Origin of the sequence: Pseudomaricurvus sp., from assembly GCF_965662505.1 — a bacterium.
Lineage (GTDB): Bacteria > Pseudomonadota > Gammaproteobacteria > Pseudomonadales > Cellvibrionaceae > Pseudomaricurvus.
Map to the genome: position 1 here is coordinate 1 of NZ_CBFIHX010000040.1, position 7,512 is coordinate 7,512.

The window sequence follows — 7,512 nt, forward strand, 5'->3', positions numbered from 1 at the left end:
AGTATGCACAAGGTGTGAATAATCTGTCTCTCGTATTTGGCAGTAGAGATAGTGCGTTTTGGGATGTTGATGGTATTCTGTTTACGGTAATAGATATCAATAACAATGTGCTTGCCGAGGATGTGGCTTTCGAGGGAACGACCCTTAATTTGTCAGGTTATTCTAATGTAGCTCGTGTTGAAATCTATGGCGCCCAAAGTGAGAGTTTTGAATTCTGGGGCGATACATATCGAAACTACACTGATGTCAGTATCCAGACATTGAACTTTGAATCAGCGATTATTGATGTGCCAGATCCTGAATTAGTGGATTACACCCTAACTGACTCCGACGGCCAATCAGACAGCGCGCAGTTAAGCATTTATGCCATAGACAACACCATTAATGGCACAGCCAACGCTGACAGTATTGTTGGCAGTGCCGCCAATGATGCCATCAGTGGTGGTGCCGGTGATGACGTGCTTAGAGGTGCAGCCGGCCACGACACCTTGGCTGGCGGGGAAGGCGACGACGAGCTGTATGGTAATGCAGGCTTGGATAACCTGTCCGGTGGTGCGGGTAACGACAGCCTGTTTGGCGGTGCGGACAATGACACCTTGGCCGGTGGTGCCGGTGACGACCTGCTGGATGGCGGCACTGGCGACGACATCGTCAAAGGTGATGATGGTAATGACCTGGTGTTTGGCGGTGCTGGCAATGATCGTCTGGAGGGTGGCAAAGGTGCCGACACGCTTTATGGCGGTGCCGGAAATGACACCATTCTGGGCGGCGAGGATGCCGATATTATCTTCGGAGGTACCGGTAATGACACTCTCACCGGCGGACAAAATATCGATACGTTTGTTTGGCAGGTAGCTGATGTTGGGGCGGTGGATGTGATCACTGACTTTGAAGTTGATGTCAATGGCGATGTTCTCAACTTTGCCGACTTGCTACAGGGAGAGGATGACACCGCTGAGACGTTAGATGATTATCTGTCATTCACCAATGACGGTACCAATACCACCATTAGTATTGATGTGGATGGCGATGGTTCTGGTACCGATCAGCAGGTCATTCTGCAAGATGTGGTCATTACCGGAGATGATCAGACGATTATTCAGCAATTGCTGGATGACGGTAATCTGCATGTAGACTGAATACTTGTCTGATTCATTTGTAAAGGAACCCAAAAGGCGCAGATTTATCTGCGCCTTTTGGGTTTTATTCCACGGTTTCCAAATCCTCTTCTATCAACCGTAACAACGCTTCGTACATCGCTTCACGAGGGTAATTGTTGCGATTGGCGAAGGTGTGTCCGATCAGGTTGTGAGTCCGGGCAATAGCCGTTGAAATCGCCCAATGATCGGCGTTCAGGTAGGCGACCAAATAGCTGTTGGGTATAAACTGATCGTAAAAGATTATCTGACCATCATTGCGGGCATCCACTTTAGCCAGTTTGTTATAACTGATTTTTAATGCTGAAGATATGTTGTCCGGTGATGGATAGCTGATGAGCGAGTAATACGGAATGCTTGGGGGCAATTTATTCTGTGCCAGCCACGTCTGGCGTGTGGCGGGTTGCAAGTCGCTCAGGGCACCTTGATCATCGGCTTCACAGGTGGCTCCTGGAAACAACTCCAGTAAATTGACGACACCATCGCTGAACTCGTTAGCCAGCGGTGAGCCACCGATTGCGCCAGAAACGCTGACCATCGCCGCAATGCGGGGCTGAATTTCCGGATACAATATCAGAGCTTCCAAGGTGTCGGTCGCACCTTTTGAATAGCCGATCAAAAGCAGGTCGGGATATTCTCCGAGTGGTGGGGTGGCCATGACGAGATCCCGGATGTACTTTGCGTTATGGCGTCCGCTGGCCAATCCGTTGATACGGGGACTGTGCCACTGATAGCCAAATTGACTCAGGTGTGTAGGAATCGTGTCTTCTTCTGCGAGCCATTCAGAGACACAATCTCGACCCAGGCCGGGGATAAACACCACTTGTAGTGGCCGCTGGGATGGCCCGAGGTTTACGGACTTGCCGTTGCCTTCTGGAGTCTGTCCCAGTGATGTGAGGGCCTCTTCGCAGGGCATGTAATCCGGGATTGTGTCCTTTCGGGCCTCCAGTACTGCACAGAATATTTCTTTAAAACGGCCTCGTTTATCTTGCTCGAGGTGCTGAATCGCGGGCACCCGCATCAGGGGGGGAGTATCTGTAGTGTATGGGTGTAGAGGTTTGGAGATACATCCGTTTAACATCAGGCCGACCATCACCAGTATCGAGCTGGTGCGTAGTGATTTAATCACATGCTGAGGGAATGGGATCATCATTGATCCGCCAGTGGTTGCAGTTGAGATTCCCCTTTACTGTGAAGGATGGGATCGATGGAATCGTTCCAATCCAGATCGAGGGCCTCTTCCGGAGTGACGGGTTGGGAGGAGGGCCAGACAATCAAACGTAAACCATCGGTAAAATAAGGATCGTCCGTCAGGTTCACTTTCGGGTTATCTGCGTCGGCTTTACCTACGCCTTGAACAAAGGCAAAACGGCCAACGGCATCGCTTTGCAAGAGGCTGTCTAGCAGGTATTCCCGGGCTTCATCCACGACGGGATCAATAACATGAGTTGTCAGTGTGGAGGATTTCGGAGTTAGCTTGACGCCGATATCTCGGCTGATCTGACCCACCCACACAGCTTTACCCTCGCTGCGAAATGGAGCCATCCAGAGGCGCAAATGGTTGCGCTGATTGATGTTGGATCGCCCGCGCTGGAGAGCAACATCCTGCTTGCGACCAAAGGCATAAAGGGCGCTCACGGGAGCCATCAAAAACGCCTTTTCAGCAATCGCGGCGCCGATCATGCGGCGGATACTGTCCACGGTAATGGCTTCGGTAAATGCCCAGCCACTGCTGCTTAACGCCGCAATAACGTCTTCGCCACTGCCTATCAGCACAATATTCAGTGGGTCACCTGTCGCCGATAAGGATTCATTGGTGGTACAGCAAGGCAGCTCCCGCAGGCGCACCTGTGTCTGCTCAAGTGTCAGGTCCGGCAGTTGGTGACGGTTTGCGTAACGCTCCCGTAACTCAGATTTTTCATAATCGAAGCCTTCTGTGGGCAGCAGCATGGCAAAACGTACTCTCACGCCCCGCGATTTACCTTTCAGGCGAACATCGATTAAGCGTCCACCACGCGCATAGGTGGCGTAAACATAGCCTTCAATCACTTTACCGGATGAGGAGTGAAAGGGCAGTGCGTGGTCGCGGAACAGCTTGGTGTTATTGATGCGATCTTCTGAGGAAAGGCCTTCAGCCGTGACTCTGGCGGCTTCATCGGCAGAATAGTAATTGGGGTCAATCGCGTTGGGCAGCAACCAGTAATCAGCGTCGCTGTTGTTGGTGATTTTCAGCCAGATAGGTTGGAGGTTGTGTTCGGCCATCGGCACACCAAAAAATGTGGATGCCTTATCGTCGGTAGGGATGGAAACTTCTACGGTAACGCCATGTTGCTCTGTTGTTTGAATGCGGCCCAGTTGCATAGGCAGGTTTTGATCGGCAGCAGGTTGATATTCCGGCACCCCGAGACAGCCGGATAGAAAAAACGCCATTAGCACCATCAAGAAACTCAGAAAACCAGACTTGAACGTGATTGCATGCCTGTAGTACAGATAAATGTACTGGTAAGAATACTGATAGAAGTACTGGTAAGAATACTGATAGAAGTACTGGTGGGAGTACTGATAGAAGTGCGGGTGAGAGTGGCCTTCCACTGAGTGTTCAGGGCTAACTGCTATACTCATGATTTCTCTTTAGGTTTTCTTTTAAGTTTAGCCCAATGGAAGGCGTTTTCGCATAGGAGTTGAGGTACTTGGGAGCCTGTTATCAGATTCTGTTAGCAGATCCTCATACATTATATGAAACCTATTGTTTCACATTATGGCATAGCTGTTCTTCTGTTCATAAGTCTGTTGACGGCTTGCGCCCCTGCATCCCACAAACCTTCAGCAGAAGGAAATGGTGAGCCGCTTGAGTTGATCGATAAGGTGGGCTCTTCAGCTGTGCTGGATCCTGACAGTGTGTTTCTGGGCAGTCCTCAGGAGGAGGTCGGCCGTGATGGCCTGTTTGGGGTGCGTGGTTCGGATGAGTGCAAAGTCGCCATATTGCCTGGTGGAGAGGATGCCTTTGCCGCACGTATGGATAGCCTGAAAAAAGCCACGCGATCGATCCGTATTCAGGCCCTGGTGTTCAAGGGCGATGAGTCAGGCCTGCGCATTGCCGAAGTCCTGAAGCAAAAGCGGGCTGAAGGTGTTGATGTTAGGGTAATCGTGGACGCGTTTTCCAATCCCTGGCTACAAACGCAATGGATGTTTTTTGACCTCAAACAGCACGGGATCGAGGTCGAAGGCTACGAAGCGATGGCACTGCAATGGCTTAATGAAATACCTGTGCCATTTCTATCATCACATTTCGACCCGTTTCGGCTGGATAAACGGTTTCACGAAAAGATGTGGATCATCGATGGTGAAACGGAGAGTGCGGTTGCCATCACCGGTGGTCTGAATATTGGCAATGAATACTTTCGGGCCGAGCCGGACAATCCTGACAAAACATGGCGTGACCAGGATGTCATTGTGCGTGGAGATATCATCAAGGACATGGTAACTGCGTTTGATCGCAATTTTGACTATCTGATCGGTATTAAGAAAAGCCGTGGCATTTTCAATACCAACCTGTATTGGCAGGCTACCCGGAATGTTTTGGCTAAAACGGGTAAGGTGCCAGTGTCGTTCTCGACAGAGGATCGTATTAGTCGTTATGTGGCTCAGCTGGAGAACCATCAACCCGAGCTGGATTATCGCCCGGCAACTTGCCGTTTTCTGCAAAACCGCCCTCGTTTTGAGGAAAGTTATATCCAGCAAGCCTACATCAAGTTGTTTGAGCAGGCACAGGAAGAGATCCTGATTGCCAACGCCTACTTTATCCCCACGCCGACCACTCTGAATGCGATCACGTCGACGGTAAAACGATGCGTCTCCGTCACGCTGATTACCAACAGTCCTGAAACGAATGATCTGCCTGAAATCAGCCTGGTAGGGCGCTCATTTTTTAAGCAATTGCTGGCTGTGAACGACTCTTCTGAAGTCGCTGCTTGTTCGGATGACACAAGGCTGGAAATCTGGGAGTGGATTGGTCAAAAGGAGCAGGACGCCACCAGAAGTCAGGGCACCATGCATTCAAAATTTGCGATTATTGATCACGAGTTGGTTTTGGTTGGCTCTTACAATCTGGATCCCCGCAGTGAAGTGCTCAACAGTGAATCAGCTATTGTGTTTCTGGAACCTGTATTGGGGGAGCGTTTGAGACGCCAGTTTATGAGAGAGGATTTATTGTTTAGCCGTCGGGTAACACCTGAACTGGCGACGTTATACGAAGCTCCGACAGATCCTGTAGAGCGCTTTCGTCAGTCCATGGGACATCTTTTTAAAGAGGAGTTGTAGATTAAGACTATAGTGCGAATATAGTGGTCGAGGTGGTCATAGGCAGGTTGTACTAGAGATGTTAGAGCAGAGATGTCAGAGCAGAGATATTAGAGTCGAGATGTTAGAGCAGAGGCTTTAACCGAGTTAATACAACGTAAATAAACTTGCCAGACGATCATCTATCCAGCTCTGCATTTTAAAATTCTTCAAAAATGCACAATGTGAGCCGTAACGTGTGACTTCTACTGATAAGTGCTCGCTAAGTTGTTTCGTGGGAACCATGTTGACCCGCACAATCGGATCGTCTTCGCTGGTGATGATGGTAGTGGGTGTTATCAATTTCCCCAATCGTTCTTCGCGTAAGTGATAGGCGTCAAAATAGCTGTCGCAATCGTTGAATGGTGTGTAGCCGGGAATGAAAAACTCGTTCATTTCTTTCAGGTTGGACACTCGTTTGAGCTGATCAAGGTAATCGTACTCGGGATAGTGTTGAGTTTTTTTCATCAGTGACTGCTTCCATTTGCGGACGAAGTATTTTTCGTACATCGGAAAGCCTGAACTTAAGTTGTTCATGGTGTCGTGGGGGCATATCACCGGGCAAACGGCGACGGTGCGGTCAATGCGGTAGGCGTGTTCCGTTTGGGCAATGGAAGTGCGCAGTGCAAAGTTGCCGCCCAGCGAAAATCCAGCAAGGCAGTAGTGTTGATGGGGGTATCGCTGTTGTAAATCCACAAGGGCGCCAGTGATGTCGGTCAATCGTGTGGAGTTAAAGAGCTCTTTGTTGAGGTGATGGGTATTGCCGTGATCGCGAAAATTCAGCCGAAAGATGGCATGCCCTTGATCAAATAGTGTTTTGGCTCCCGACAATATATAGGCAGAGTCACTGCTGCCTTCCCATCCGTGCAAAAAAATTACCAGCGATTTGGCGTTTTCCTGAGGGTTGTAAAACCCTTGCAGTCGGACACCATTGTCGCTTTGGAGCAGAATTTCCTGTGAGGCTTTCTGAAATTCCCGGGTACGCTGATTGACCAGCCATTTACGCAGACCTACGCTGGAGGCTATGTTTTGAACATGACGGTTGCGCAGCCCTAATGGCGGTGTAAACGTTATTGCTGTATTGGGTAAACCCGTGTTGGGAAAACCTTTGTCTGGAAAATCATTGTCTGGAAAATCGGCCATAGGTCAGTGCTGTTGGGTAGTTGTTGTCGTTTAGACGTTAGGGGCGCTTAGAAATTAGGGGCGTTTAGTCGTTATTGCCGGTTAAAAGATGGCTGTCATACCATAATGACTCCGTTGTCCTATGGTACGCTGGCTTTTTGAAGGAAAACAGTGGTTGATGACAGTCCAGTGAGTCAGCCCAAAAGACAAAACCGCAGACAAGGCCAAACAGGTTCAGTAAGATAGGCGCCAGTCACGGTCAGGTAGCCGGTAATAGGTAGAGAGTTAAGAGTTATGTTAGATAAAAAACTGTTGAGTTTATTGGTGTGCCCGGTGAGCAAGGCTCCTGTTGAGTACGATAAAGACAAGCAGGAGTTGATATGCTGGGCCAGCGGCTTGGCCTATCCGGTGCGCGATGGTATCCCTGTCATGCTGGAAGGCGAGGCACGTCAGATCAGCCTGGAAGAAAAAGAAGCCCATCAGGCCAGTAAACCAGCCAGCTGAGCCTGTCTTTACGCCGAATCTGTTTTTAAGGAGCGAATTTCATGTCGGACGTCTCTATTTTTACCCGTATTATCAATGGCGAAATTCCCGCGGATAAAGTGTACGAAGATGATGACTGCATCTGTATTAAGGATATTTCCCCCAAAGCACCGGTGCATTTGCTATTGATACCCCGCAAACCGATTCCCCGCTTGGTTGATGCAACAGCAGACGACAAGGCTTTACTGGGCGCTTTAATGGTTAAAGCGGGTGAAATTGCCAAAGAGAATGGCGTAGGTGATGCCTTTCGCTTAATCGTCAATAACGGCGAGGAAGCCGGACAGACGGTCTTCCATCTACACCTTCACATTCTGGGTGGTAAAGCGTTCTCGGAAGCCCAGTTAGGCTTTTA

General features: G+C 49.6%; 7 protein-coding genes. 4 read left to right on the forward strand and 3 right to left on the reverse strand.

Features of this window, described 5'->3' with window-relative positions; translation table 11 throughout:
• On the forward strand, positions 1 to 1,139 hold a 1,139-nt coding region (locus ACTG33_RS07485), incomplete at its 5' end, for a type I secretion C-terminal target domain-containing protein (RefSeq protein ID WP_439134579.1).
• Positions 1,140 to 1,203: 64 nt separating this feature from the next.
• Here the strand turns inward: ACTG33_RS07485 and ACTG33_RS07490 are convergent.
• On the reverse strand, positions 1,204 to 2,310 hold the full coding sequence (locus tag ACTG33_RS07490; RefSeq protein WP_439134580.1) for a hypothetical protein: 1,107 nt from the start codon (positions 2,308 to 2,310) through the stop codon (positions 1,204 to 1,206).
• Positions 2,307 to 3,779 carry an LssY C-terminal domain-containing protein gene (locus tag ACTG33_RS07495; RefSeq protein ID WP_439134581.1) on the reverse strand — a complete coding sequence of 491 codons (1,473 nt, stop codon included), beginning with the start codon at positions 3,777 to 3,779 and terminating at the stop codon, positions 2,307 to 2,309. The genes ACTG33_RS07490 and ACTG33_RS07495 overlap by 4 nt, the downstream gene beginning before the upstream one ends.
• A 258-nt stretch (positions 3,780 to 4,037) precedes the next feature.
• Here ACTG33_RS07495 and ACTG33_RS07500 point away from each other — a divergent pair, with 258 nt between their 5' ends.
• Positions 4,038 to 5,477, forward strand: a complete 1,440-nt coding sequence (locus tag ACTG33_RS07500) for a phospholipase D-like domain-containing protein (RefSeq protein WP_439134582.1) — start codon at positions 4,038 to 4,040, stop codon at positions 5,475 to 5,477.
• 126 nt (positions 5,478 to 5,603) lie between these two features.
• Here ACTG33_RS07500 and ACTG33_RS07505 read toward each other — a convergent pair whose 3' ends face one another.
• Positions 5,604 to 6,638: a YheT family hydrolase gene (locus ACTG33_RS07505; protein WP_439134583.1), complete on the reverse strand. Its 1,035-nt coding sequence runs from the start codon at positions 6,636 to 6,638 to the stop codon at positions 5,604 to 5,606.
• A 273-nt stretch (positions 6,639 to 6,911) separates the two neighbouring features.
• Here ACTG33_RS07505 and ACTG33_RS07510 point away from each other — a divergent pair, with 273 nt between their 5' ends.
• Positions 6,912 to 7,121: a Trm112 family protein gene (locus ACTG33_RS07510; protein ID WP_439134584.1), complete on the forward strand. Its 210-nt coding sequence runs from the start codon at positions 6,912 to 6,914 to the stop codon at positions 7,119 to 7,121.
• A 41-nt stretch (positions 7,122 to 7,162) separates the two neighbouring features.
• On the forward strand, positions 7,163 to 7,512 hold a 350-nt coding region (locus ACTG33_RS07515), incomplete at its 3' end, for a histidine triad nucleotide-binding protein (RefSeq protein WP_439134585.1).

Excerpts from the sequence above, each read along its gene's own strand:
- ACTG33_RS07490 (WP_439134580.1), bottom strand. The coding sequence starts at position 2,310 with ATGATGATCCCATTCCCTCAGCATGTGATTAAATCACTACGCACCAGC.
- ACTG33_RS07495 (WP_439134581.1), bottom strand. The coding sequence starts at position 3,779 with ATGAGTATAGCAGTTAGCCCTGAACACTCAGTGGAAGGCCACTCTCAC.
- ACTG33_RS07505 (WP_439134583.1), bottom strand. The coding sequence starts at position 6,638 with ATGGCCGATTTTCCAGACAATGATTTTCCAGACAAAGGTTTTCCCAAC.
- ACTG33_RS07510 (WP_439134584.1), top strand. The coding sequence starts at position 6,912 with ATGTTAGATAAAAAACTGTTGAGTTTATTGGTGTGCCCGGTGAGCAAG.